The sequence below is a fragment of the Vibrio sp. RM-69-4 genome (genome assembly GCF_024743775.1).
Lineage (GTDB): Bacteria > Pseudomonadota > Gammaproteobacteria > Enterobacterales > Vibrionaceae > Vibrio > Vibrio anguillarum.
Genome location: NZ_JAMQXI010000032.1, coordinates 55,350 through 77,809 on the forward strand (window position 1 = coordinate 55,350; position 22,460 = coordinate 77,809).

25 protein-coding genes are annotated in these 22,460 nt (G+C 42.7%); 13 read left to right on the plus strand and 12 right to left on the minus strand.

The genetic code is table 11. The annotated features are described in order from the left end of the window. Position 1: 1 nt before the first annotated feature. From NB504_RS03705 to waaA, 5 genes are read left to right on the plus strand one after another with little or no spacing between them, the layout of a single operon-like run. Complete coding sequence (locus NB504_RS03705) at positions 2–1,249, plus strand: O-antigen ligase (RefSeq protein ID WP_258428320.1); 1,248 nt, start codon at positions 2–4, stop codon at positions 1,247–1,249. A gap of 13 nt (positions 1,250–1,262) precedes the next feature. Next, positions 1,263–2,291 carry a lipopolysaccharide heptosyltransferase II gene (gene waaF, locus NB504_RS03710; RefSeq protein WP_258428321.1) on the plus strand — a complete coding sequence of 343 codons (1,029 nt, stop codon included), beginning with the start codon at positions 1,263–1,265 and terminating at the stop codon, positions 2,289–2,291. 5 nt (positions 2,292–2,296) lie between these two features. Continuing rightward, complete coding sequence (locus NB504_RS03715; protein ID WP_258428322.1) at positions 2,297–3,334, plus strand: glycosyltransferase family 9 protein; 1,038 nt, start codon at positions 2,297–2,299, stop codon at positions 3,332–3,334. Continuing rightward, the gene (locus NB504_RS03720; protein ID WP_258428323.1) at positions 3,331–4,113 is read left to right on the plus strand and encodes a glycosyltransferase family 32 protein; all 783 of its coding nucleotides are present in this window, start codon (positions 3,331–3,333) and stop codon (positions 4,111–4,113) included. Before NB504_RS03715 ends, NB504_RS03720 begins: the two co-directional genes overlap by 4 nt. 11 nt (positions 4,114–4,124) lie before the next feature. Then, positions 4,125–5,390 (plus strand): lipid IV(A) 3-deoxy-D-manno-octulosonic acid transferase, encoded by a 1,266-nt coding sequence (gene waaA, locus NB504_RS03725; RefSeq protein WP_258428324.1) that lies wholly within the window; start codon positions 4,125–4,127, stop codon positions 5,388–5,390. A gap of 1 nt (position 5,391) precedes the next feature. Here the strand turns inward: waaA and NB504_RS18465 are convergent, their stop codons facing one another. The 4 genes from NB504_RS18465 to NB504_RS03745 are packed head-to-tail and all read right to left on the minus strand — an operon-like array spanning position 5,392 to position 8,811. Then, positions 5,392–6,069 carry a CatB-related O-acetyltransferase gene (locus NB504_RS18465; protein ID WP_309303437.1) on the minus strand — a complete coding sequence of 226 codons (678 nt, stop codon included), beginning with the start codon at positions 6,067–6,069 and terminating at the stop codon, positions 5,392–5,394. 5 nt (positions 6,070–6,074) lie between these two features. Beyond that, a complete protein-coding gene (locus tag NB504_RS03735) occupies positions 6,075–7,055 on the minus strand; it encodes a hypothetical protein (RefSeq protein WP_258428325.1) in 981 nt (326 codons plus the stop codon). Next, positions 7,052–8,107 (minus strand): glycosyltransferase family 9 protein, encoded by a 1,056-nt coding sequence (locus tag NB504_RS03740; RefSeq protein ID WP_258428326.1) that lies wholly within the window; start codon positions 8,105–8,107, stop codon positions 7,052–7,054. The genes NB504_RS03735 and NB504_RS03740 overlap by 4 nt, the downstream gene beginning before the upstream one ends. Beyond that, positions 8,104–8,811: a 3-deoxy-D-manno-octulosonic acid kinase gene (locus NB504_RS03745; protein WP_258428327.1), complete on the minus strand. Its 708-nt coding sequence runs from the start codon at positions 8,809–8,811 to the stop codon at positions 8,104–8,106. The genes NB504_RS03740 and NB504_RS03745 overlap by 4 nt, the downstream gene beginning before the upstream one ends. Positions 8,812–8,926: 115 nt before the next feature. Here NB504_RS03745 and NB504_RS03750 point away from each other — a divergent pair, with 115 nt between their 5' ends. Both NB504_RS03750 and NB504_RS03755 read left to right on the plus strand, forming a co-directional pair. Next, on the plus strand, positions 8,927–9,997 hold the full coding sequence (locus NB504_RS03750; protein ID WP_258428328.1) for a glycosyltransferase family 9 protein: 1,071 nt from the start codon (positions 8,927–8,929) through the stop codon (positions 9,995–9,997). Then, a complete protein-coding gene (locus NB504_RS03755; protein ID WP_258428329.1) occupies positions 9,994–10,779 on the plus strand; it encodes a glycosyltransferase family 2 protein in 786 nt (261 codons plus the stop codon). The genes NB504_RS03750 and NB504_RS03755 overlap by 4 nt, the downstream gene beginning before the upstream one ends. Here NB504_RS03755 and NB504_RS03760 read toward each other — a convergent pair. Next, entirely contained in the window at positions 10,748–11,782 is a 1,035-nt protein-coding gene (locus NB504_RS03760; RefSeq protein WP_258428330.1) for a glycosyltransferase family 9 protein, read from the minus strand. The genes NB504_RS03755 and NB504_RS03760 overlap by 32 nt on opposite strands. A gap of 123 nt (positions 11,783–11,905) precedes the next feature. Here NB504_RS03760 and coaD point away from each other — a divergent pair, with 123 nt between their 5' ends. Then, positions 11,906–12,397, plus strand: a complete 492-nt coding sequence (coaD, locus tag NB504_RS03765) for a pantetheine-phosphate adenylyltransferase (RefSeq protein WP_258428331.1) — start codon at positions 11,906–11,908, stop codon at positions 12,395–12,397. Between the two features lie 15 nt (positions 12,398–12,412). On the opposite strand, the gene mutM is transcribed toward coaD, so the two are convergent. The 5 genes from mutM to radC all read right to left on the minus strand — a co-directional run bounded on the left by mutM (position 12,413) and on the right by radC (position 15,278). Then, on the minus strand, positions 12,413–13,222 hold the full coding sequence (mutM, locus tag NB504_RS03770; protein ID WP_258428332.1) for a bifunctional DNA-formamidopyrimidine glycosylase/DNA-(apurinic or apyrimidinic site) lyase: 810 nt from the start codon (positions 13,220–13,222) through the stop codon (positions 12,413–12,415). A gap of 83 nt (positions 13,223–13,305) precedes the next feature. After that, a complete protein-coding gene (locus NB504_RS03775) occupies positions 13,306–13,773 on the minus strand; it encodes a hypothetical protein (RefSeq protein ID WP_013855728.1) in 468 nt (155 codons plus the stop codon). Between the two features lie 135 nt (positions 13,774–13,908). After that, positions 13,909–14,076, minus strand: a complete 168-nt coding sequence (rpmG, locus tag NB504_RS03780; protein ID WP_010318992.1) for a 50S ribosomal protein L33 — start codon at positions 14,074–14,076, stop codon at positions 13,909–13,911. Between the two features lie 13 nt (positions 14,077–14,089). Then, positions 14,090–14,326, minus strand: coding sequence for a 50S ribosomal protein L28 (gene rpmB, locus NB504_RS03785; protein WP_004397476.1), 237 nt, complete (start codon positions 14,324–14,326; stop codon positions 14,090–14,092). Positions 14,327–14,603: 277 nt separating this feature from the next. Further along, the gene (gene radC / locus NB504_RS03790; RefSeq protein WP_010318993.1) at positions 14,604–15,278 is read right to left on the minus strand and encodes a DNA repair protein RadC; all 675 of its coding nucleotides are present in this window, start codon (positions 15,276–15,278) and stop codon (positions 14,604–14,606) included. A gap of 221 nt (positions 15,279–15,499) precedes the next feature. On the opposite strand from radC, the gene coaBC reads away from it, so the two are divergent. The 4 genes from coaBC to lpxM all read left to right on the plus strand — a co-directional run bounded on the left by coaBC (position 15,500) and on the right by lpxM (position 19,517). Beyond that, positions 15,500–16,714 carry a bifunctional phosphopantothenoylcysteine decarboxylase/phosphopantothenate--cysteine ligase CoaBC gene (gene coaBC, locus NB504_RS03795; protein ID WP_258428333.1) on the plus strand — a complete coding sequence of 405 codons (1,215 nt, stop codon included), beginning with the start codon at positions 15,500–15,502 and terminating at the stop codon, positions 16,712–16,714. A gap of 208 nt (positions 16,715–16,922) precedes the next feature. Then, complete coding sequence (gene slmA, locus NB504_RS03800; RefSeq protein ID WP_013855724.1) at positions 16,923–17,513, plus strand: nucleoid occlusion factor SlmA; 591 nt, start codon at positions 16,923–16,925, stop codon at positions 17,511–17,513. A 56-nt stretch (positions 17,514–17,569) separates the two neighbouring features. Continuing rightward, a complete protein-coding gene (lpxL, locus tag NB504_RS03805; protein WP_258428334.1) occupies positions 17,570–18,517 on the plus strand; it encodes an LpxL/LpxP family Kdo(2)-lipid IV(A) lauroyl/palmitoleoyl acyltransferase in 948 nt (315 codons plus the stop codon). A gap of 22 nt (positions 18,518–18,539) precedes the next feature. Then, a complete protein-coding gene (gene lpxM / locus NB504_RS03810) occupies positions 18,540–19,517 on the plus strand; it encodes a lauroyl-Kdo(2)-lipid IV(A) myristoyltransferase (RefSeq protein ID WP_258428335.1) in 978 nt (325 codons plus the stop codon). Positions 19,518–19,618: 101 nt separating this feature from the next. On the opposite strand, the gene pyrE is transcribed toward lpxM, so the two are convergent. Together pyrE and rph are read right to left on the minus strand one after the other, a co-directional pair. Then, positions 19,619–20,260, minus strand: a complete 642-nt coding sequence (gene pyrE, locus NB504_RS03815) for an orotate phosphoribosyltransferase (protein ID WP_222715835.1) — start codon at positions 20,258–20,260, stop codon at positions 19,619–19,621. A gap of 357 nt (positions 20,261–20,617) precedes the next feature. Next, complete coding sequence (gene rph, locus NB504_RS03820) at positions 20,618–21,334, minus strand: ribonuclease PH (protein ID WP_017042236.1); 717 nt, start codon at positions 21,332–21,334, stop codon at positions 20,618–20,620. Between the two features lie 178 nt (positions 21,335–21,512). Between rph and NB504_RS03825 the strand changes: the two genes are divergently transcribed. Next, positions 21,513–22,379 carry a YicC/YloC family endoribonuclease gene (locus NB504_RS03825; protein ID WP_258428336.1) on the plus strand — a complete coding sequence of 289 codons (867 nt, stop codon included), beginning with the start codon at positions 21,513–21,515 and terminating at the stop codon, positions 22,377–22,379. Positions 22,380–22,460 lie beyond the last annotated feature (81 nt).

Here is a 22,460-nt window from a genome sequence, read left to right on the forward strand (position 1 = left end):
AATGGAATCACGAATGAACAAACTTATTAACATGAATAGTTTTGCGCTATCATCATTATTCTTAGTTCCAGCACTACTTCTATCGACTAATAATTTTAGTGTTGTCATTGTCGCATTTATCGTTTTATTCTCCATTCACCACCTAGTTAAGAATAGAACTCATTGTGATTTTAATAAATATGACTTACTGATCACTTGCTGTCTTGGCGCCTATTTTTTCGCCAATTTACCAATCACAATAGCCGATGGTAGTACCTTCAGGTACTTTCAAGGCGGTAGTCGTTTATTGTTATGTATTCCTATTTATTTAATGTTCAGAAAAGCTTTCATCCTCCGCTCGGCACAAGCCTATAAATGGTTATCTCTTGGCGTCATAGTTGGTTCTTTTGGTGCGCTGGTTCTTGCTCTTTATCAGTTTGTTATACTCCATATGCCCCGTGTCGACGGTTTTCTCTTTAGTATCAACTTTGGTTATTTAGCCTGTTCATTGGCTTTTCTCGCCCTGTGCTTAAGTATAAAGTCTAAATATAAACACTTGTTATTGATCGCATTTATAGCATCAATTATTTCAACAGTATTAACTTTAACTCGTGGTGCTATTTTTTCTATTCCTATACTTCTAATATTTTGTGCCTTACTAAATTGGAAAAAATTAAACCTAAAATTAACATCAACATTCATTGTAGGTTTTATCGCTCTATCGTTAGGAACTTATTGGAATTCCGATTCAGTAAAACAGCGAATAGATTATACAGCTTATGAGGTGTCTCATATTATTTCCGGAGATGTAGAAGCGGCAACATCTACAGGCACTCGATTCTATTTATGGAGAGCTGCAACAGAAGCGTTTAAACAAAACCCATTCATTGGTTTACCTTATGATGAACGGGAAACTCTCAATAAGCAGCTTTATGCAGAAGGTAAAGTAAATGAATATACGCGGGATCTTAATCGCGGCCATGCCCATAGCCAATATTTCGAAATGCTGGCGAGTAATGGAATATTAGGTATCGTTGCCATTATTATGATGCTTGTAGTGCCTTTTGCGGTCTTTACTCAACACTACAGGAAAACCAGTAGCCTCTGGGGTTACACAGGTGCGGTATTTGTCGCTGGATTTATGCTCTTTTGCTTAACAGAAGCACCATTACAAGCTAACTTAATCAGCGCATTCTATGGCTTTATGCTTGCAACCTTCTTTGCTCTTATCCGTATAGAAAAGTACAATGCCGTTCAACAGCCAAACTGATGAGCAGCAGAACATGAAGATTCTGATTATCGGCCCTTCTTGGGTTGGCGACATGGTAATGTCGCAAAGCTTCTATACCACATTGAAGCGAAACTACCCCGTTGCGACGATTGATGTTTTCGCACCTGCGTGGTGTAAACCGATTTTAGAACGAATGCCAGAGATCAACTGTGCGATTGAAATGCCAATAGGGCACGGCGCATTCAACCTTGCAGGTCGATGGGCACTGGCTAAAGAATTAAAGCGCAATGGCTATACGCACGCATACGTTTTACCTAACTCGGCTAAGTCAGCTTTAATTCCTCTGTTTGCTGGCATTCCATCTCGTACGGGCTGGAAAGGTGAATTTCGTTATGGTTTGCTCAATGATCTTCGCCCAAATCGCAAAGTTTTTCAGTTTATGGTGGAGCGTTATGTGGCTCTTGCTTATTCTAAGGAAAGCATGCTTAGTGAAGTTCAGCTAGAAACCTGCCCTCGCCCTTCTCTATTAATCGATAACAAAGCTCAACAGTATGCAATGTCAAGATTAGGCTTATCGACCCTAAAACCGATTATCGGTTTATGCCCAGGAGCAGAATTTGGCCCAGCTAAAAGATGGCCAGATAAATACTATGCTGAAGTTGCGAAAGCTTTGATTGAAAAAGGCCAACAAATTTGGTTATTTGGTTCAGCCAAAGATAAAGTGGTGACAAGCGCTATCCGCAATGCGCTTCCGAAAGAATTACAAAATTCATGCTTTGATCTAGCCGGTGAAACCTCCTTAATTGAGGCAGTTGATTTGCTTGCAGCTTGCCATACTGTCGTCTGCAACGATTCTGGGCTGATGCATGTATCAGCCGCTGTTGGGTGTAATATTGTTGCAATATATGGCTCAAGCTCACCAAAATACACACCACCATTGGCAGATAATGTCGAAATTATACACACTGACATAGAATGCCGCCCTTGCTTTAAACGCGAGTGTCCACTTAAACACCTTGACTGTTTGAACAAGCTATCACCAGACTTAGTAATGGCTGCCGTAAACAAATTTATTGGATAAACTTGATGCAACATCTTTGGTTTGAACGCGGTGCTTATGCATCCAAGCAAGCAAAAAAATACTTAATTCATGAGTTTTCACCCGAGAAAGTGAAAAAAATTGCAATTTTTCGTCACGCTGCATTAGGTGATCAGGTCATTGTTCGACCCTTTCTTATTGAAGCGAGAAAATTTTTTCCGAACGCGAAAATCACGCTAGTGGGTGTCTCTAACTATCAATATGGAACACCTTCAGATCTCGCTGATGAAACCATTTTTATGATTGGTCGACACCGCAAGCATGAACTGAACTGGAAGCAGAAGATCCAGCAATTTACGCAATTAGAAGAGCAAGACATCATCTTTGATGTCGCAGGTACCAGCCGCTCTTACTGGATGACGTTGCTCAGCAAAGCCAAGCTGAAATTTGGTTTCCCATACAAACCTTATTTATGTGGAAGCTTGTACAATATTGCGGTATTTCGATCTGATTTTCAGCCAGAGCTTGAATGCATGCTCGATATGCTGAAAATGCTTGGACATAACCCACAAAGACCATTAGATTTTGGGTACCCAAGTCACCTGGAACTCTACGATAAAGAGCAAAGCAAACCTAACATTCTTTATTTTAATGGCGCATCAACTCAATCAAAAATTCTGACTCGAGAACAAATGAAGAGTTTCATTGAGCTCGCAATTACAACTTTTCCAAACCATCAACATGTCTATCTAGAAGGAAAAAATGATTTTGAAAAAGGTGATTTTCTTCGTCATTTGGAAGTTAACCATAATTTCACGATTCAGCCTTGTCTGTCATTAGATGAACTAGTCGAATACATTGCCAAGGCGCGCTTAGTGGTGGCTCCTGATACGGGAGTGAGAAATATTGCGGTGTCAACTCATACACCGACCGTTGGTATTTTCTACTCAACCGTGCCATTTAGATACACTCCATTAGAAGGTGATCACCGCATTGTCATGAATGCGAACGGTGAGATTCCTAGTAACGAACAAATTATTGCAGAGATGGCTACTGCATTAGAACAAAATAAAGAGACAGTATGAATAACTTCCCTATTATGGTTGCAAACCGCACCATCAAGTTGATTGGTAATATTTTTAAAGTGCTTTCATACCCATTCCACTTTGTTTTTCCTAAAGTACGATTCACTATTCCTGAATATTCTCCAGCCAAAATTCAAACAAAAAATAGCAGCGGTATACCTAAAGTTATTTGGCAAACCAACTATTCAAACCGTAGTAGTCTGCCTATCTATTTGAATTATCTATTCAATCGTCTAATGTCACTAAACTACGATTATCGCTATGTCACCACCGAAGCACGAGAAGAATATTTACGCGAAAATGCATCACAAGAAGTTTATGATGCGTATATGAAGCTGACCGATGGTGCTGCTCAAGCCGATTTATGGCGTGTGACAACTTTATATCAACAAGGCGGTGTCTATATGGATATTGATGCCACATTGGTTTGGCCGCTTAGTCGACTACTAAAAGGTATCAATGACGCGTTATATATCAAGATCAAAAATGGGACCGAAATTACTAATTATTTTTTAGCGACATCGCCACAAAACCCTCATTTCCAGAAAGTGATGGATACGATTGTGCATAACATCCAGAACTATGATGTTAAAAAAGGAGTTTACGGGACAACTGGGCCTGCGGTATTCAATGATGTTTTAAAAGATGAATCCATTCAATATCGTCGTCGCCGTCATGTTTGTATCCAAGGCACATTTACCAATGAGTATTTTCAATATTTAGACAAGCCTCGTGGTAAATGGACTCACCAGAAACCTGAAGATCTAATCAAGAAATAAACGAGGTCATTGTGCTCATTCGTTGGCTGTATACGCTCCTACTCACTATTGTTTCTCCATTTTTGATGTGGAGTCTGTACAGAAGACGAGATGGCAAGCCATCCGTGGGTGCTCGCTGGAAAGAACATTTTGGTTTCACACCGCCACTTGAAACTAATAAATCACCGATTTGGATCCATGCGGTATCGGTTGGAGAAACACTTTCCGTTTCTCCACTGATAAAAAAACTCAAATCACAATATCCTGATCAGCCGATCGTTATTACCACCACAACGCCTACTGGCGCAGAACAAGCGGCTAAATTACAAGGCATCGCCGAACATCGCTATATGCCATTTGACTTCTCTTTTGCCATTCGTGGTTTTTTAAATGCTATCAAGCCTAGCCAACTACTCATCATGGAAACTGAGCTTTGGCCGAATACGCTACATACTGTCGCAAGATCGGGTATTCCGATCACTGTTATTAATGCTCGTTTATCTGAGCGTTCATGCCAACGGTACGCAAAAGTTCGGCCAATATTTGACATGCTAGCGAAAAATTTAACTCGAGTACTATGTCAATATCCCGACGATGCACAGCGCTTTATGCGATTGGGTGTGGCAAAAGAAAAAATTTTTGTCACCGGATCAATTAAATTTGATATCGATATAGACCAAACAACCATACAAAAAGGCCAGCAGCTAAGATCTGATCTGGGGAGAAATCGTCCAGTTTGGATTGCGGCAAGCACCCATAAAGGTGAGGATGAACAGGTATTAGCAGCCCATGCTGAAATACTTAAAGAGCATCCTAACGCATTGCTTATTCTTGTCCCACGCCATCCAGAGCGATTTAATGCTGTTTTTGAGTTGTGTAAAACACAATTTATTAGTGTGCGACGAACTGAAACAGAGGCTGAACTTGATCCAGAAGTGCAGGTGTATCTAGGTGATACAATGGGGGAAATGCTGGTACTAATGGGTGCTGCTGACATTTGTTTTATGGGTGGAAGCTTGCTAGGGGACAAAGTTGGAGGACATAACGTTTTAGAACCAGCAGTATTAGGTAAACCAATACTAACTGGGCCAAGTTATTATAACTTCATGGATATTGTACAATTCATGCTAGAAAAAAAAGCCATAATAGTTACTGACTCAGCAACTAATATATCATTAAATATTAAAAATTTATTTAACAATAAGAAACACCGGAGAATCGTTCTAACTAATCAATTGGTAAATAACAATAAAGGTGCATTAAAAAAAACAATAGCACTATTATTACATAACACTTAAATTATAATTTAAGAACTTCTGGGTTATATTTTGAGATGGATAGCTGATTAATTTCAAAAAAATCAATAACATCTTTAATGTCAGCCTTAACATTTAAATTTTGAAACGTATTAATGTCATATTTCCACCATTGTAAAGATAATAGTTTTTTAATAATTTCGTCTGTAAAACGATACCGTATAATTTTAGCCGGACAACCTCCAACTATTGCATATGGTGGCACATCTTTTGTTACCAAAGCATTTGCTCCAATAACTGAACCATCCCCAATAACAACACCAGGTTTAATGCATACGCCCTCTCCTATCCATACGTCATTACCAATACACACTGGTTTTTTTGAATTATTAAATGGTTGACTAAATTTAAATTCCCAATAATTATTTTGATAAGTAACTAGAGAGCTAGTGAATCGATCTAAAGGATGATCAACTTCAATAATATGCACATTATGAGCGATCGAACAATATCTCCCAACAATAGTTGTTTCTGGTAACTCGCTATTACTATATGAGAATGAGCCCATACTCCATAATCTATAACCCTTAGGAAACACAGTAAATGGTTCTATACTAATAGTAGTATCAGGTAATCTAACACTTGAGTTCCATCTGACTTTCTCATAAGTAATATGGAACTTTCTCAGAAGTGATTGGCGAATCTGTTTTTTCCTACCCATCGGAATTAGTCTCTATCTAACATTAATAAATTCTTAACCCAAAAATCTAATCTATATTCTTTCTTTATATCATCAGGAACAGGAGAATAAGATGAATTTAGAAAACAATCATCAATTAAAAAATCATCAGACAATAATAAAATATTATTTTCATCATAAAAATCAGCATTCGTTATGTGAGGATTTGTAGTTATTAGTTTTTTATTCCACGCTAATGTTTCGAAAACTCTAAATGAAAACCCATTTTGACATCTATAACCAATGTCTAGCACACTTTTAGATTCAGAAATTATAGCTCTTAACTTATCATTTAATATAGGCTTTGTGATTACGTCTATCTTTTCATTTTTAATATATTTTCTCTTCCTCTCATTATCTATATAAATCATTATCTTATGGTTTACATTAGGATTGGCATTAATGAAACGATCTACTAATGGATATCTTTCTTTGCAAAAAGTCATAATTGAAAAAGTATCGTATTTATAATTTTCTTTATCATCCATTATTGGTTCGTTTCGATGGAAATAATTTGTTGTAGGTATGAAACCAAAATTTCCACAGTCAATAGGATCGAAACTTCTAACTATATCGAAAAATTTTATTTTTTGTTTATTCTTTGGCATCCGTTCTAAACTATCCCAAAGATTTAATATAAGTTTTCTGGCACCTTTTCGGAAAAGAGAAAAATGCACATCGTTAAATATGTCAGGATTTGTAAAAATGGCCAAATCATATTTATCCTTGCAATGTAAAAACCCCCTCAGAGAGAATTCTATTTGTTCCTCTGTTCTTAGGTGCTTATATTTTTTATTTGATAAAAAATTGAATGCCTTGGACTGAATTCGATCAATTTTATTGAAATATTTAAAGTCTGATAATACTGAGTGGTCTAAATAATCAACTTCATGTCCTTGCCTCTTTATTTCGTCAATAATGGGAGAAATAAGACCTGACCAATCTGTACTTACTATTAATATTCTCATAATATAATTCTCAAAATCTTAACTTTCAAATCACTCTCTTCAAATTGATTAACATCTCTTGGAGATATAATCACATTTGCAAAAACTGAATTAGGGTTCCAGTTTGAAAAATTCAATTTATCACTACTGTATATAGATAATTGTGGTTTATCCATTCCACTAGCAATATGTACAATCGAAGTATCTACAGAAACGACTAATTTAGCCTTTGCAACTATAGCAATGGCATCATAAATAGACTCGCTCTGATCAAAGTGATGAATAGTAGTAGTCGTAAGGGACATAGACTCTAAAAGCTCTCTTGTATCAGGGGAAGATAATAGAATGATTCTCAAGAACTTATCCCGCTCTTTGATTGCACTAATGATTTTATTTATCGAGTCCTTGTTCAGCTTCCTTTCGTTACCACTTCCAAATGGATTAATCAGAATAAATTCATTGATATTATTTTCACTCAAAAATTTTTGAGCTTTTTCTATAGAGGAGGGAACAAGAGGAACTATATAATTTTCAGCCGGCTCATCAATCCCTAACAGGCTTGAAATATAATCAAACTTATCTGCATAGTGCTTACATTCAATCTGTTTGGATATGTTGAGATTAACTAATGCTAAATCAGAGTCTAACCCAATGTTCACTTTTGACTTTAGCTGCTTGAGTAAATAAATATCCTTCATTTTCATATCAAGATTTAAAGATACTACTACATCGACCAATCCGACTTGCTCACAAACTTTCTTCATTTCACTGTATGACGGTCGCTTACTTAGATGCACGACTTGATCAACACCAAAATGTTCTTCGAACAGAGGGGCCATCGTAGAGGTAGTCAGCACTTTAATTTTTATTTCTGGACGGTACTTTTTAAGTTTCTTGAGCACCCCAGAAGAAACAATAGCATCGCCCAGTTTTGCATCATTACGAATAAATAGAATGCTTTTAGCATTAACCAAATCAAAATTGGTTACTTTCTTTTTATCAAATAGCCAAACACCTAGCTGTCTTCTAGCGACATCACGGAAGCGCTGCAAACGGCTAATAACAAATCTCATATCTGTCCTTTATATGTTGAAAATAAGGTAAGAAAATCACTCTGAGACCGATTAATCCCTCGCTTACGGAATTCTTTCTCAAACGATCGCTTCAATCTATCTAAATTTCCTTTCTTCCAGCTCTCGCCTTGTTGTTGTCTGCACTTATCAAAATCAATAATCCATACCTTCTCTTGGCCATCAATCAAGATGTTATGGATATTGAGATCGGTATGATTGACTTGTGCATCATGCATTTTGCGGATTTCTCGACCTATTTTTTCATACATTTCAGTCGGTAATGGACGTTCTTGTAAAATAGACACCAGATCGCGGGCATTCGGGATTTTTTCGCTGAGTAAATCGGCCTGATAACAAAAAGTGCGCTTTACTGCTCGCGCTGCAATCGGGCGTGGAACATTTACCCCAGACTCTCTCAGAGTATTGAGCAATTCAAATTCTTGGAAACTGCGCGTTTTCTGCCAACCAGAAAAAAAGTAGTGATCACTTACTAACTTACCGAACAATCCACCACGCTTATAGTGGCGTAGTGCTGCTTCTATTTTTTCAGCTTTTACAAACCATGTCGTGCCGCGTCCCGTTGCACTACCTGTGACGCTACCAGCCTGCAGCCAAAACTCAGGGTTAAAACAGCGGAGCGGATCTTCAACTAGTAAATGCTCGTCATACCAAATTGTTTGATTCTCTTTTTTCAGCGTTTTCATCGTTTCACTTTTTAATGACGAGATTGAATGTGCTTCATCATGCTTGTTTGGTATTTTACATTTATCGGCGCTATCTGCATAATTCTTACTAACTTTCTCTATACCGATGTCACTTATGGCTCTCTTTTCTTCTGCTCCACGCTCAATTTGTGTGTTGCGTCTGTCGGCGATTGGCGATGTGTGCAATGCAGTGGCCGCCGTGCAAGCAATTCAACACCAATGGCCTGAAACTCATATCACGTGGATCACTGGAAAACTGGAAGCGCAGTTACTCACTGATTTGCCTAATGTAAACGTGGTTATATTCGACAAAAAACAGGGATGGAAAGCATATCAAAAACTGTGGGCAGAACTTAAAGGGCAATCCTTCGATGCGCTTTTGCATATGCAGTATGCCTTTCGTGCCAGTATTGCCACACTGGGTATTAAGGCTAAATATAAACTCGGTTTTGATGCCGCCCGCAGCCAAGATTTCCAGCACCTATTTACCAATGTAAAAGTGATATCGCCTCAAGCACCTCATGTATTAGATGGCTTACTCGCGTTCGCAGAGTGCCTTGGAGTCAAAAAACAAGAACCTAAGTGGTCACTCACTTATTCAGATTCCGATCATCAATGGGCCAAGCAGCAGATTGCACATTCAAAGCGTAATTTAGTCGTGGTTCCTGCCGCGAGTAAAGCTTATAAAAATTGGACCGTTGAAGGTTATGTCGAAGTGATAACGCATGCTCAACAACTTGGTTGGCATATCATTTTGGCCGGTAGCCCTGCGCAAATTGAAGTTGATCTAGCAGCCGAAATAGCGAGTAAACTTACTCAGCCGGTACTCAATGTCGTTGGTAAAAGCCAGCTTAAAGAGATGTTGGCACTGCTCGACTTAGCCGATTTAGTGATAGCGCCAGATACAGGCCCAGCGCACATGGCCAATGCAATGAATACTCCCGTTATCGGTTTATACGCTCACCATAATCCGCAGCGCACAGGGCCTTATCAGTATCGTGATTATGTGGTGTCGGCTTATGAAGAAGCACTGTTTGCCGAAACAGGAAAAACGAAAGAGCAAGTCAGTTGGCGTACTCGCGTCAAAGATGAACAAGCGATGCAGCGCATTCAAGCAAGCCATGTTATCCAAATGTTTGATAAGATAACGGCTGATTTTCAGCTAAACCCAATATCCGAGGAATGAATGTGAGCAAACCTACTTTAGCCGTTGCGCTGATCGTTAAAAATGAAGCGCAACATCTGCAAGCTTGCTTGGAAACCGTTCACCAATGGGTCGATGAAATCGTCGTCTTAGATTCAGGTAGCAGTGATAATACCGAAGAGATTGCGCGCCGTTATACTGACAAGTTTTTTGTTAATTCGCAGTGGCCTGGGTTTGGCCCACAGCGCCGCTTAGCGCAGTCGTATGTCGAGTCTGATTATGTGTTGTGGCTAGATGCCGATGAACGCGTGACCAAAGAGTTAAAAGATAGCATTCAGCAAGCGGTCGCCGCTAATAAACCCAATACACTGTATCAATTTGCCCGTTTAAGTTGGGTTTTTGGCCGCTATATTCGCCACTGTGGTTGGTATCCTGATCGCGTGTTGCGCCTCTACCCAACTCAATTAACGCAATATAACGAGGCTTTGGTGCATGAAAAAGTCGAAGTCGCAGATGGCATGAAAGTCGAGAATCTTGCAGGTGATGCGATTCACTACACCTATAACGATATTCATCATTATTTAGTTAAATCCGCAGGTTATGCCAAGGCATGGGCAGAGCAACGAGAAAAACGTGGTAAAAAAAGCAGCATTAGCCAAGGTATTTTGCATGCGTTTGGCTGCTTTTTGAAAATGTACGTTTTAAAAGCAGGCTTTTTAGATGGTAAGCAAGGCTTCTTGCTTTCTTTATTATCGGCGCACTCAACCTTTGTTAAATACGCCGATTTATGGGTTAGAACCAGTACTGAGCCGCCCAAGGGTTAAGTTCAGCTAACACCGCATTAATATCAATGCGACTCATATCGGCCTGAGTTTCTTTGTCTTTTGCTTGTGGTGGACAAAAAGCGATATGGCGACCTTGTGAATTCAATGGTCGCCAACGCAGTGGCGTGGCTGAACGTTTGGCGGGGAAAAATCCAACTGTGGGCACATCAATCGCAGCGGCAATATGCAAAGGCCCGGTTGAACCTGCGATAAAAATATCAGCACAAGCAATCGAGCGTGAGAAATCAATAAGCCCTTCATTTTTATCATACAGTGCCGCTCGCCCGCCCTTTTCTTCAATCAAAGCTTTTAACTGCGCGGCTTTCACCTCTTCTCCCGGCCCAGCGGTGAGGATAATTTCTTGCTTGCTATCAATCCCCATCACTAACTGCGTGTATTGCTCTAGCGACAAATTATTCGCTGAGCCGCCGCTTCCGGCATGAACAAACACCCACGGTTTACTTGTATCGAGATGAAGTTGCGTAGCCAGTTTGCTTTTTTGTTCAACAAGCTTCGCTTGATCAAATTGTAGATAAGGTGCGCTCGGCTCGACAACCTCTTTGCCAATATCATGCAAAAAAGCGCGTACCAAATCTAAGTTATACTCATATTCTGGTTTGGCTGATTGAGAGCGTTTTTGCTTAATTCGTTTGTTGTAAAAAATTTGAGCGAATTTAGTCGCCGGCGCTAAACGATAAGGAATACGAGATTTCCAAACTAATAGTGCATTGTAAGTGGTCGAGAAGAGGTTGATCGAAGCATCAAAGTGTTGCTGTTTAATCGCTTGAATACATTGATTTTTCTTCGCAGAGGACGCGTTTTCCGTTGGGTCGACCATCACCGCATCAATCCACGGGCAAAGCTCGGCCAGCGCGACGGTATAGCTGGGGACTAACGCGGTAATATGGCAATCTGGCAACGAGGCTTTTAGCATCGCAAAACTTGGCCAAGCTAGCATGAAATCACCAATTTTATCGTTACGGATCACCAACAACTTCTTCATCGTCTCTTCTCTCACTCGCTAAGTGTCACAGTTTAATGCGGGCTACATCATACCGAGTTCAATAGGTAATTTTGAGTCTTTTTGTTAATATCAGTGCCAGTTAACCAATATGAGCCTTCCACTGTGAGCCAAAAAAGAATTTCGCGTGTGATTTATCCCGGCACTTTTGATCCCATCACCAATGGTCATTTGGATCTGATCGAACGCGCCGCCAATATGTTTGATGAAGTGATCATCGCCGTCGCCGCCAGCCCAAGCAAAAACACCATGTTTACTCTGCAAGAACGGGTCGCCTTTGCCAGCGCCGTCACTCAACATTTAGAGAATGTCACTGCCAAAGGATTTGCTGGGTTAATGGTCGATTTTGCGCGTGATGAAAAAGCCAATGTGCTGATCCGCGGTTTGCGTACTACGGTTGACTTCGAGTATGAATTTGGTTTGACCAACATGTACCGCCGTTTGATGCCGGGGCTGGAAAGTGTGTTTCTTACACCATCAGAGGAGCATGCATTTATCTCCTCCACCATTGTGCGTGAAGTGGCGATTCATGGTGGAGAAGTTGATCAATTTGTTCCTGACATTGTCGCTAACGCCTTGTATGGCAAGAAAATATAGCCTTTAGGACGTACCTTATTTTTGGCAAGCAGAGCAGAAAAAGGTGTTACGCTGACCAATTTTCAGCGCTTCAATCGCTTGCCCACACGCTGGGCAAGGCTGCTGTGCTTTGCCATACACATTAAGCTCTTGAGCAAAATATCCCGGTTTGCCATCCGCTTGTGCAAAATCTTTTAAGGTTGTGCCACCTTGTTGAATCGCCGTTGCTAAGACTGATTTGATTTCTCGCACGAGGCCATTCCACTCAGGCAGTGTCAGCGAATGAGCGGGCCGAGTGGGGAGAATTCGCGCATTAAACAGTGATTCACTCGCGTAGATATTGCCTACGCCAACCACCACTTTATTTTCCATAATAAACTGCTTAACGGCTATACGTTTGTTGCTCGCTTTTTGCGCAATGTAATCTGCATCAAAATCATCGGTTAATGGCTCAGGACCGATATTACTCAACACCGAGTGGCTTTCTCCTTGCTCGCACCATAACCAAGCACCAAATCGACGTGGATCGTGGTAGCGCAACACCTTGCCATTGGTTAATCGCAGATCAACGTGATCATGCTTACCTGCCGGAAAATCACACTCCAATACTCGCAATGAACCTGACATTCCCAAGTGAACAATCGCACTGCCAATATCGGTCTCTATCAATAAATATTTGGCTCGACGGGCAATATTGCGGATCACTTGCCCTTCTAACTGTTTCAGCTCTTGAGGGATGGCCCAACGTAATTTGGGCGTGCGAAATGTCAGTTGTTGGATCGTTTGCCCAACTAAATGCGGGCTAATCCCCATTTTACTTACTTCAACTTCGGGTAACTCAGGCATGATACATCTCGATTCTTCGTTCGTCGTTATTGGGTATTGGTTATTCGTTCTTGGTTTGTTCAACGCTCACGAGAAATAAAGGCTCAGTTCGGAAAAAGAAAAGCTTCTTCTACCGAAAGTGCCACCCATTTCTCTTGCCAATTTTTCAATAACCAAAACTGGGGGGTTTGGTAGTAGGTGATCCTTTGCGGCTCTTCGCGATCCTGATACCACACCTCCACGGTTTGTGGGTTGCGTAGTAGAGACGCAAGTGACTCGTAAGTGGCATCATCTACTTCTGTACCAACTAAACTCTGCCAGCGTTGTGCTAATATTTCAGGAGCAACTGAAATTGCTTTGCTTGATCGCCAACGGTTTTGATTCAGTTCAAGTGACCAGTCAGTAAAATGCAGTGCTTGCAGCTGTGCATTTGGATTAATCACATAAGGATAAGGGCTAGCAGGCGGTTCAATAAGATAAGTTTTGATGACTGTGGGTAAATTCAAAATGGCAATAAAAGCAATAACAGCCAAGATAAGAATATTATTCCAACGGCGGCGATTGATACGCATAAGTGATCCCTAAGAGTTTATCTTTGAGTAACTTAGCACATTATAGTGAGAGCTGACATTGCAGGGTACAAATTCCAGACAATAAAAAACCCAGCCAAAGCTGGGTCTTTCAATGCTTACAAAGCGTAAAATCAATTACTTGATTTTGCCTTCTTTGTAAAGAACGTGCTGGCGAACTACTGGATCAAATTTCTTGATCTCAAATTTGCCTGGCATGTTGCGTTTGTTCTTGTCAGTTGTGTAGAAGTGACCAGTACCTGCAGAAGATATTAGTCGAATTTTCTCACGAATGCCTTTAGCCATTGCTCAATTCCTCTTAAACGTTTTCGCCACGTGCACGGATATCAACAAGAACAGCATCAATGCCTTTCTTATCGATGATACGCATGCCTTTAGCAGTTAGACGTAGTTTAACAAAACGTTTTTCGCTCTCTACCCAGAAACGATGAGTTTGTAGGTTCGGCAGAAAACGACGCTTAGTAGCATTTCGTGCGTGTGAACGGTTGTTACCCGTTATTGGACGCTTACCAGTTACTTGGCATACTCGGGACATGAATGTCTTCTCCAAATCGTTTCAGCTCGATATCAACCTTGGTGGCCGAACCTCGTTCTCGATGTATTAAGAAGTTTGAGGTTAAAAACCGTTATGGAAAATCCATACAAGGCTATCAAAGGTCGCGTATTATACTAACTTGACATGCATTGCTCAAGACCCGAACAGATCCTTTTTACGGATTTGGCGATCTTTTTTTAAGCAGAGCTGATTTAGGTTGATAATTTAGTGCGCGAATCATACCAGAATAATCTTAAGTCACAACCTAAAATGTGATTCAAATCCACCCTCTTTCTGCAAAAGAAATTACCTCGCCGTCGCCCACCACAAAATGGTCCAAAATACGGATGTCCACTAACGCAAGCGCATCGGTTAATCGACGTGTGATTCTGCGATCGGCTTGGCTAGGCTCAGCAACGCCTGACGGATGATTATGGGCCAATATTAATGCCGCTGCATTATGGTGGAGTGCTCTTTTAACCACCTCACGAGGGTAAACGCTGGCCGCGTCAATCGTCCCCTCAAACAGCACTTCATCGCTGATCACTCGGTGTTGATTATCCAAAAACAGAATATAGAAGGCTTCTCGATGGCGATCGCGTAGCACACTCGATAAATAAAGCTTGGTTTGCTCTGGGCTAGTCAAAGCGCCACCTCGTTTGAGCGTTTCGGCCAAATAGCGCTGCGTCATTTCAAGCACCGCCTGCAATTGAACGTATTTGGCTTCGCCCAACCCTTTATGGCGGCAAAACTCTTGCTGGTTGGCCGAAAAAAGCGCTCGAAGTGATCCAAACTCGCGCAGCAGCAGATCCGAGAGAGCGAGCACATTCATTCCTTGAGTACCAGTACGAAGAAAAATCGCCAGCAGTTCAGCATCAGATAATGCCTGAGGACCGCGAGCAAGCAATTTTTCGCGTGGCATTGATTCTGTGGGCAGTGATTTGAGGCTCATTAAGCACTCCTAGGGCTAAAGGTACTCAGACAACATAGAGAAATAGCCAAGCCTGCAACTTTGCTTCTCTTTATTTAGGCTTGATTCATGGTTTTTTGTAATTGATAAGTGATGAAAGACGCAGAAACACTCGTCCAATATGAAAGGATTGAGCGGATCATAAGGTCACTCGATGCGAGAGTTGTGCTAACATAATGCGCAGAATTTTTGAGGAAAAGACAATGCAAACACTGGCAGGAAAAAAGATTCTGCTCGGCATTAGCGGCGGTATTGCTGCGTATAAATGTGCTGAGCTAACGCGTCGCTTGATTGAACGAGGCGCTCAAGTACAAGTGGTGATGACCCACGCGGCAAAAGAGTTTATAACGCCACTGACCATGCAAGCCGTCTCTGGCAGGCCAGTTTCAGATAGCTTATTAGACCCAGCCGCCGAAGCGTCTATGGGCCATATTGAACTTGCCAAATGGGCAGACTTAGTCCTACTGGCTCCCGCGACTGCGGATCTCATCGCGCGCGTCGCCGCAGGGATGGGTAATGATTTACTCACCACTTTGATTTTAGCCACCAATGCGCCAGTGGCCGTCTCGCCGGCAATGAATCAGCAGATGTATCGCAATATCGCCACACAAGAGAATATTGCCACGCTTAAACGTCGAAGCATGATGATTTGGGGCCCTGCAGCTGGTGAACAGGCGTGTGGCGATGTTGGCCCAGGCCGCATGCTTGAGCCAATGCAATTGGTTGAGCGCTGCGAGTTTTTTTTCCAAACAGAGGTGGCAAACAACACACTGCTCGCCGGTAAGTCACTGTTGATTAGCGCAGGCCCAACCCGTGAAGCACTCGATCCAGTCCGCTATATCAGTAACCACAGTTCAGGCAAAATGGGCTATGCGATTGCGCAGGCCGCCGCTCAATTGGGCGCGAAAGTGACTCTGATCAGTGGCCCGGTCAATTTGCTCACACCGCCACAAGTACAACGTATTGATGTGGAAAGTGCCTGCGATATGCATCAGCAAGTGATGGCGCAAGCGCAATCACATGATGTGTTCATCAGTTGCGCCGCCGTAGCCGACTATCGCCCTGAGATCGTCGCCGATCAAAAGATCAAAAAAACCGATGCGAGCGATCACATGCTCATCACCATGGTCAAAAATCCCGACATCGTCGCCAGCGTAGCTGCACTGAAAGAAAACCGCCCGTTCACGGTAGGCTTTGCTGCTGAAACGCAGCAAGTTGCAAAATATGCCCGCGCTAAACTGCTCAACAAAAAACTGGATATGATCTGCGCCAATGATGTTTCTGTTGCAGGCCAAGGCTTTAATAGTAACGACAATGCGCTGACCGTTTATTGGCAAGGCGGAGAGCAAGCATTACCTTTGAGTTCAAAATCTGCATTAGCTCACGCGCTGATGCAACTGATCGCGAGTCAACTGTAGGCTACAAACAGACGTTCTAAGCTTCTTTTAGGGTTCATAGCGTTTATTGGGTGGTAAAATCACCACCCAGTTCAATCATTTTCATTTTTACGCTACGCAGTCCGAAAACTGTCCGTTAAACTACTGCGCTTAATGGACAATACCCAAACCATCTGAAGGGTATAAATATTTGCTCACAAGCATGTGGTAACTAAAAGGAAATCGAGTCATGGCCGTCAATAAGAAAATCAATCGTCGTGAAGAGATTCTACAAGCACTCGCTGAAATGCTGGAATCTAACGATGGCGCATCACGCATCACCACAGCAAAGCTTGCTAAGCAAGTGGGCGTTTCTGAAGCGGCTTTGTACCGTCATTTTCCGAGTAAAGCACGGATGTTTGAAGGCTTGATTGAGTTTATTGAAGAGTCTTTAATGTCGCGGATTAATCGCATTTTGGATGAAGAGAAAGATACACTCAACCGCATCCGCTTAGTGCTACAACTTATCTTGGCTTTTTCGGAACGTAACCCGGGCTTGACACGAATTTTATCCGGCCATGCTCTAATGTTTGAAAATGAGCGACTGCGTGAACGGATCAACCAACTGTTCGAACGCATAGAAACGTCACTACGCCAGATCCTTCGCGAACGTAAACTGCGTGAAGGTAAATCCTTCCCCGTCGACGAAAGCATTTTAGCCGCTCAACTGCTTGGCCAAGTGGAAGGAAGCCTAAATCGCTTTGTGCGATCTGACTTTAAATACCAACCGACGGCAAATTTTGAAGAGTATTGGGCATTATTAAGCGCTCAGATTCAGTAAAAACAAACCACCACCGTCGTGACAAAGAATCATCATCAGTGAAAGAATCAAGAGTAATGAGCAAAGAAAAATACGGTAAACCTGAGTTTTCCCTCTCGCTACTGCACCCTAAATATTGGGGCGTGTGGCTTAGCTTTGGACTACTCGCTCTAATGGTCAACCTGCTTCCTTATTCTGCGTTACTAAAAATAGGACGCAGCATGGGCGCGTTTGGAATGCGCTTTGCTAACAAGCGAGTACACATTGCCACGCGTAATCTACAGCTATCTTTTCCAGAGAAAAGTGCAGGTGAGATTGAGCATATTGTTAACGAAAACTTTAAAAACACTGGCATGGCGCTGATAGAAACCGGAATTACTTGGTTTTGGCCGACTTGGCGTTTTGCTCGCCTGCTTGATGTGAAAGATGTCAGTGCCCTTTTGCAACTCAAACAAGAAAAACGTGGCGCACTGCTTTGTTGCGTACATGCGTTAAATTTAGAGATCACCGCTCGCGCTTTTGGTGTGATTGGTTTAGCTGGTTATGGCGCTTACCGCCCACACAGCAACCCTGCGTATGAATTTATTCAATATCGTGGTCGCACCCGCAATGGCAATAAACTTATCTACCGCACCGACATTAAACAGATGATCCGCGTACTCAAACAGGGCGAGCGCCTATTTTATCTACCCGATCAAGATTACGGCCATAACAAATCGGTGTTTGTTCCCTTCTTCGCAGTAGAGGATACTTGTACAACGACTGGCACCAGTATTCTTGCTTATACCAGTCAATGTGCGATTGTCCCAGGATCAGGGTTTAGAAACGCCAACGGAAAATACGAAATCATCGCCGATAAAACCATTGATGGCGACTATCCAAAAGATGACATGACCGCCGCCGCCGCTTACATGAATAAATACGTCGAAGAAGTGATTCTGCGCGCGCCGGAACAGTGGATGTGGCTGCATAAGCGTTTTAAATCTTTGCCAGATGAAACGTTAACTAACTCTCGCTATTTATAACTAGAAAAAGGTTTTGCTTGCCATGAGCAACAACGAAAACAGCACAGACAAACACTTGCACAACCCCACATTCCAATGGTCTTTTTTACACCCAAAACATTGGACAACTTGGATTGGGATCTTCTTTGCCGCTCTGTTCGCCTTTATGCCACCGGTATCGCGAGATAGGCTAGCGCGCAAATTATCCACCTTTGCGGTGCGTAAAAATGGCCGAGTAGTGCGACGAGCTCGCGTCAACTTAGCAAAATGTTTCCCCGAAAAATCAACACAAGAGCGCCAAGCTATTTTGGAAGAAACCTTTGCAACGGCGGCGCAATACATGCTTGGCTATTCTGAGCTTCTGGTTCGCTCAACCCAACATAACTTACAGCGTGGTAAGCTGATTGGTGAACATCATTTGCTGCCACTGCTCGACCAAGGTGAGCGGGTTATCTTGCTAGTACCTCACTCTTGGGCCATCGACTATGCTGCTGTTATGCTGGCTGCGCGAGGCTATAAAGTGGCCAACATCATGAAACCGCAGCGCAATCCAATCGGCGATTGGTTAATGCATGTACAACGAATGCAATATGGCGGACGCATTTTTACTCGTGAGGCGGGTATTAAACCGTTCCTACGTTCAGTGCAAAATGGTTATGTGGGATATTGGGTTCCAGACGAAGATCATGGTGCACCAAATTCAGTTTTTGTCCCTTTTTTTGGTACAGAAAAAGCCACACTGAAAGGCTTTGGGAAAATGGCAACATTATGTAAGGCGCATGTCGTACCATTGATGTCGGTATATAACAACACGACTCACCAGTACGAAGTGCATATCCTGCCTGCCTTAGAGAACTTTCCAACCGGCGATGAAGAACAAGATGCACGGGCGATGAATAAAGCGATTGAAGATTTAGTCACCCCACGTCCAGAACAGTACATGTGGAATTTATCACTGTTGAAAACCCAGCGTGATGGCTCGGAAATTTACGATAACTCGCATCATGGCGATCAAAGTTAATCGCTAGAATAACTAAACTAATAACAAATAAGCCCCGAGCGACAAACTCGGGGCTTTTACTTTTCAACAAGTGGCTCTACGATTCGCAAATAAGTTGATGCTTAAATTCCGTACTGCGCACGATACACTTTTACCGCCTCAAGGTGCTTAGCATCCGTCCCTTTCTCTTCAAGATAAGTAACCAGATCGGTCAGGCTAACAATTGAGATGATCGCGCAACCAAAATCACGCTCCACTTCTTGAATGGCAGAAAGCTCTCCTTTGCCTTTTTCTTGGCGATCAATTGCTACCAAAACACCGGCAAGATCCGCACCGTTAGCTTGAATGATTTCCATCGACTCACGAATGGCAGTACCCGCCGTAATGACATCATCCACCAGCATAATGCGCCCTTCTAATGCGCTACCGACCAAGTTACCGCCTTCACCGTGGTCTTTCGCTTCTTTACGGTTAAAGCAATACGGCGTATCAACATCATGATGATCAGCCAACGCTACTGCCGTTGTCGTCGCAATTGGGATCCCTTTGTACGCAGGTCCAAATAGCACATCAAACTCAATCCCAGAATCGACCAAAGCAGCGGCATAAAAACGCCCTAAGCGCGCTAAATCACGGCCAGTATTAAACAAGCCAGCGTTAAAGAAATAAGGGCTTTTTCGGCCAGACTTCAAAGTAAACTCGCCAAACTTCAACACTTCTTTTTCTAGTGCAAATTCAATAAATTCACGCTGGTATGCTTTCATGATTTTCTCTCTCTTAACTCATACACTTTGGTTTATTTCTCTTTCTCAACAAGAACAACCCCCTCCTAGCCTCCCCCTAAAAGGGGGAGGTACTAAAGTGGTGCTCACCTCCCCCGAAAAAGGAGAGGTGCTAAGATGCTGCTCGCCTCCCCGAAAAAAGAGAGGTACTAAGATAATGCTCGCCTCCCCTAAAAGGGGAAGTACTAAGATGATGAATTCCCTCCCCTCAAGGGCGATATTAGGAACACTTCCTTCATTCCCTCCCCTTATAGGGGAGGGTTAGGGTGGGGTCATCACGTACAACAATACAATGAATAAAACGGGCAAAAAAATAGCCCCCAACTGGGAGCTACTTGATCAATCTAATAACGATGCTTTCTGCGCTTCAACAATATCAGCGATGCCTTTCTTGGCAACGGCCAGTAAATCCATCAGCTCTTCATGGCTAAACGGTTCACCTTCTGCGGTGCCTTGAATTTCAATCATCTTACCGTTTTCAGTCATCACCACATTCATATCAGTATCAGCGGCAGAATCTTCCACGTATTCCAAATCACATAAAATGTTTTCACCCAAGATGCCTACTGAGACAGCAGCAACATGGCCTTTCATTGGATTCTTCTTCAATTTACCGCTAGCAACCAGATGAGCAAACGCATCCGCTAGTGCCACACTTGCGCCCGTAATTGATGCAGTGCGAGTACCGCCGTCTGCTTGAATAACGTCACAATCAACCGTGATCATCACCTCTGGCATTGCCTCTAAATCCACCACAGCACGTAAGCTGCGAGCGATGAGACGTTGGATCTCCATGGTGCGGCCACCTTGTTTACCGTTGGTCGCTTCACGACGAGTCCGTGAATGGGTTGCACGTGGCAGCATGCCGTATTCGGCAGTAACCCAACCTTTACCCTGACCTTTCAACCAGCGAGGAACACCCTCTTCGACAGTGGCATTACACAATACTTTGGTATTACCAAATTCCACCAATACTGACCCTTCAGCATAAGCAGTGTAGTTGCGAGTGATTTTAATTGGGCGAATTTGATCGGCCGCGCGGTCATTTGGACGCATAGTGCATCTACCTTTTATCGGGTGAGACGGAATCGATTGGGGCGAGATTATAGCGGATTAGCCGCCTTGACGCTAGGTTGGTCACCCTTTGCATTGGCGTGAACCTAGTACACGCGTGAAGCTAGTGCTAACATACCTCTCGTTTGATATTTCATCTTCGTGAGCAAAGGACAAATCAATGATTTACAGCATGACCGCGTACGCGCGTAAAGAAGTTAAAGGTGATTGGGGTACCGCGGTATGGGAAATTCGCTCGGTAAACCAACGTTATCTTGAAACCTACTTCCGCCTGCCGGAACAATTTCGTGGTCTTGAGCCTGTACTGCGTGAACGCTTTCGCCAACGTTTAGCGCGCGGCAAAGTAGAATGTCACTTACGTTATGAAGCAAACCCTGCGGCTAAAAGTGAGCTGAATATCAATGAAGCACTCGCCAATCAAGTGATTAAAGCCGCCAACCAAGTAATGCACATGACGGGCGAGCTAAGCCGCATTAATCCATTTCAAATCATGCAGTGGCCCGGCGTAATGGAAACGCCAGAACAAGACATGGACAGCATTAATAAAGCCTTATTAGCAGGCTTTGATGACGCAATCATTGAATTCATTGACGCACGTGGCCGTGAAGGTGACAACATGAAGGCGTTAATCGAACAACGCCTGACGGCGATCAGTGAAGAAGTGGTAAAAGTGCGCGCACGCATGCCAGAAATCCTGCAATGGCAACGTGAACGTCTACTAACTAAGTTTGAAGAAGCAAAGATTGAGCTTGATGCGACACGCGTCGAGCAAGAGCTGATTTTACTTGCACAAAAATCAGACGTTGCCGAAGAGTTAGACCGCCTCGATTCGCATGTCAAAGAAGCACGTAATGTGCTCAAAAAAGGCAGCTCATGCGGCCGTAAGCTCGATTTCATGATGCAAGAATTTAACCGCGAATCGAACACGTTAGCCTCGAAATCAATCAGCACCGACATCACGGCCTCCGGCGTCGAACTTAAGGTTCTGATTGAGCAAATGAGAGAGCAGATCCAAAATATCGAATAGTTTTTCAGCTTCGGCGATTCAGATTAAGTGGATGACGATGGATAAAAACACGGAAGGCACCATGGCCTTCCGTTATCTAGT

Excerpts from the sequence above, each read along its gene's own strand:
- NB504_RS03705 (WP_258428320.1), top strand. The coding sequence starts at position 2 with ATGGAATCACGAATGAACAAACTTATTAACATGAATAGTTTTGCGCTA.
- waaF (WP_258428321.1), top strand. The coding sequence starts at position 1,263 with ATGAAGATTCTGATTATCGGCCCTTCTTGGGTTGGCGACATGGTAATG.
- NB504_RS03715 (WP_258428322.1), top strand. The coding sequence starts at position 2,297 with ATGCAACATCTTTGGTTTGAACGCGGTGCTTATGCATCCAAGCAAGCA.
- NB504_RS03720 (WP_258428323.1), top strand. The coding sequence starts at position 3,331 with ATGAATAACTTCCCTATTATGGTTGCAAACCGCACCATCAAGTTGATT.
- NB504_RS18465 (WP_309303437.1), bottom strand. The coding sequence starts at position 6,069 with ATGGGTAGGAAAAAACAGATTCGCCAATCACTTCTGAGAAAGTTCCAT.
- NB504_RS03735 (WP_258428325.1), bottom strand. The coding sequence starts at position 7,055 with ATGAGAATATTAATAGTAAGTACAGATTGGTCAGGTCTTATTTCTCCC.
- NB504_RS03740 (WP_258428326.1), bottom strand. The coding sequence starts at position 8,107 with ATGAGATTTGTTATTAGCCGTTTGCAGCGCTTCCGTGATGTCGCTAGA.
- NB504_RS03745 (WP_258428327.1), bottom strand. The coding sequence starts at position 8,811 with ATGAAAACGCTGAAAAAAGAGAATCAAACAATTTGGTATGACGAGCAT.
- NB504_RS03750 (WP_258428328.1), top strand. The coding sequence starts at position 8,927 with ATGGCTCTCTTTTCTTCTGCTCCACGCTCAATTTGTGTGTTGCGTCTG.
- NB504_RS03755 (WP_258428329.1), top strand. The coding sequence starts at position 9,994 with ATGAATGTGAGCAAACCTACTTTAGCCGTTGCGCTGATCGTTAAAAAT.
- NB504_RS03760 (WP_258428330.1), bottom strand. The coding sequence starts at position 11,782 with ATGAAGAAGTTGTTGGTGATCCGTAACGATAAAATTGGTGATTTCATG.
- mutM (WP_258428332.1), bottom strand. The coding sequence starts at position 13,222 with ATGCCTGAGTTACCCGAAGTTGAAGTAAGTAAAATGGGGATTAGCCCG.
- NB504_RS03775 (WP_013855728.1), bottom strand. The coding sequence starts at position 13,773 with ATGCGTATCAATCGCCGCCGTTGGAATAATATTCTTATCTTGGCTGTT.
- rpmG (WP_010318992.1), bottom strand. The coding sequence starts at position 14,076 with ATGGCTAAAGGCATTCGTGAGAAAATTCGACTAATATCTTCTGCAGGT.
- rpmB (WP_004397476.1), bottom strand. The coding sequence starts at position 14,326 with ATGTCCCGAGTATGCCAAGTAACTGGTAAGCGTCCAATAACGGGTAAC.
- radC (WP_010318993.1), bottom strand. The coding sequence starts at position 15,278 with ATGAGCCTCAAATCACTGCCCACAGAATCAATGCCACGCGAAAAATTG.
- coaBC (WP_258428333.1), top strand. The coding sequence starts at position 15,500 with ATGCAAACACTGGCAGGAAAAAAGATTCTGCTCGGCATTAGCGGCGGT.
- slmA (WP_013855724.1), top strand. The coding sequence starts at position 16,923 with ATGGCCGTCAATAAGAAAATCAATCGTCGTGAAGAGATTCTACAAGCA.
- lpxL (WP_258428334.1), top strand. The coding sequence starts at position 17,570 with ATGAGCAAAGAAAAATACGGTAAACCTGAGTTTTCCCTCTCGCTACTG.
- lpxM (WP_258428335.1), top strand. The coding sequence starts at position 18,540 with ATGAGCAACAACGAAAACAGCACAGACAAACACTTGCACAACCCCACA.
- pyrE (WP_222715835.1), bottom strand. The coding sequence starts at position 20,260 with ATGAAAGCATACCAGCGTGAATTTATTGAATTTGCACTAGAAAAAGAA.
- rph (WP_017042236.1), bottom strand. The coding sequence starts at position 21,334 with ATGCGTCCAAATGACCGCGCGGCCGATCAAATTCGCCCAATTAAAATC.
- NB504_RS03825 (WP_258428336.1), top strand. The coding sequence starts at position 21,513 with ATGATTTACAGCATGACCGCGTACGCGCGTAAAGAAGTTAAAGGTGAT.